Source organism: Paracoccus sp. MKU1 (assembly GCF_001447385.1).
In the GTDB taxonomy this organism is placed as follows: Bacteria; Pseudomonadota; Alphaproteobacteria; order Rhodobacterales; family Rhodobacteraceae; genus Paracoccus.
Genome location: NZ_LLWQ01000025.1, coordinates 1 through 1,566, shown reverse-complemented (window position 1 = coordinate 1,566; position 1,566 = coordinate 1). Strand labels below are relative to the sequence as shown.

Here is a 1,566-nt window from a genome sequence, read left to right as displayed (position 1 = left end):
ACGATTACGTCGCCGATTTCGTTGCCGGCATCTCGCGCCTTCACCTGATCAAGGCGCATTCCGTCATGCAGCCGGTGACGCGGTTCGAGGCCGAGAACCCCGGCCAGGATGTGTCATCCTTCGCTCACACCCATCCCGAGGCAGATATCGACGAACTGATCGACCTGACGCTGCAGCATCGGGCCGCCGGTCTGGCCGTGCGCGATGGCGGTGCATTGGTGGGGATCGTTACTCCTGCCGACCTGTTGCTGGGCGTCAAGGGCTCGCAATCCCCAGCCCAAACCCACGGCTGAGCAGGGGAGGACACCATGGATACCGCTTCCATAGCAGAGACCTTCGATTACACGGTCGATGAGGCGCTGATCTGGATCAGCGACAACGCTACCTCGCTTTTCGACTGGATTCGCGCATTCTTCGAGGGATTCTACGACGGCATCCTGGTTGCGATGGAATTCGCTCCCTGGTTCGTCGTCGCCATCCTGCTCGGCCTTCTGGCATGGCGGATCGCAGGTCTCTCGATGGGGATCATGACCGCCCTCGGCCTGGCGATCTGCTGGCTCATCGGGCTCTGGCCTGAAACCATGAGCACATTTGCGCTGGTCGTCAGTTCGACCTTCCTGGCCCTGATCGTTGCCATTCCGGTCGGCGTTCTCGCAGGTCTGTTCCCTAGGCTGGACCATGTCGTAGAACCGGTTCTCGACCTCATCCAGACGATGCCGCCCTATATCTACCTGTTGCCGGCCATCGCGCTTCTGGGGTTCGGCCCAGCGACGGCCCTGGCTGCAACGCTTGTGGTCGCGGTCCCGCCGGCGGTTCGCCTGACCAGCCTTGGAGTCCGAAACACGCCGAGGCAGTTCATCGAGCTCGGATGGTCGAATGGCATGACCAATGCACAAATGTTCTTCAAGATTCGCCTGCCTTTTGCCCTGCCAAGCATCATGGCCGGGGTGAACCAAAGCCTGATGATGGCCTTCGGCATGGTCGTCATCGCCGGCATCGTGGGTTCTGGCGGCCTGGGGGGAACGATCTATGAAGCGATCCGGACCCTCGATATCGGAAAATCGATCGATGCCGCCCTCGCCATCGTGATCCTGACCATGATCATCGATCGCATGACCCAGAACCTTGTCCGGTCTGGAAAGGATAAGCCATGACCTTTCATTTTTCACCGGGCGCCTGGCTCGCCCCCGGCCTCGACTGGCTGAACCGGAACTTCCATCCCTTTTTCGACGCAATCTCGCAGGTGGTCGACGGGACCATCGTCGGCCTGCAGACGGCGCTGCTCTATCCGCCCTCATATGTCATCATTCTTGCCGCCACAGGGATCGCCTGGCTGCTTCTCGGCTATCGCATGGGACTGCTTTCGCTGTTCGCGCTCGGATTCTGCTTCATGATGGATCTGTGGCGAGAGACCATGCAGACCGTGGGCCTAGTGTCCGTCGCCGTGCTCATATCAGTGCTCATCGCCGTGCCGCTCGGCATCTACGCCGCGCGTCGTCCCAAGGTCGAAGCCAGGCTGCGTCCCATCCTGGACATCATGCAGACGGTCCCACCTTGGGTCTATCT

1 protein-coding gene and 2 pseudogenes are annotated in these 1,566 nt (G+C 60.7%); all 3 read left to right on the top strand.

Translation table 11 applies throughout. The features are described 5' to 3' along the window. Positions 1-293: pseudogene (locus AQY21_RS28910) on the top strand (glycine/betaine ABC transporter); the annotation flags it as partial. Between the two features lie 15 nt (positions 294-308). Continuing rightward, on the top strand, positions 309-1,154 hold the full coding sequence (locus AQY21_RS02040) for a proline/glycine betaine ABC transporter permease (protein ID WP_058096201.1): 846 nt from the start codon (positions 309-311) through the stop codon (positions 1,152-1,154). Further along, positions 1,151-1,566: pseudogene (locus AQY21_RS02035) on the top strand (proline/glycine betaine ABC transporter permease); the annotation flags it as partial. The gene AQY21_RS02040 and the pseudogene AQY21_RS02035, both read left to right, overlap by 4 nt.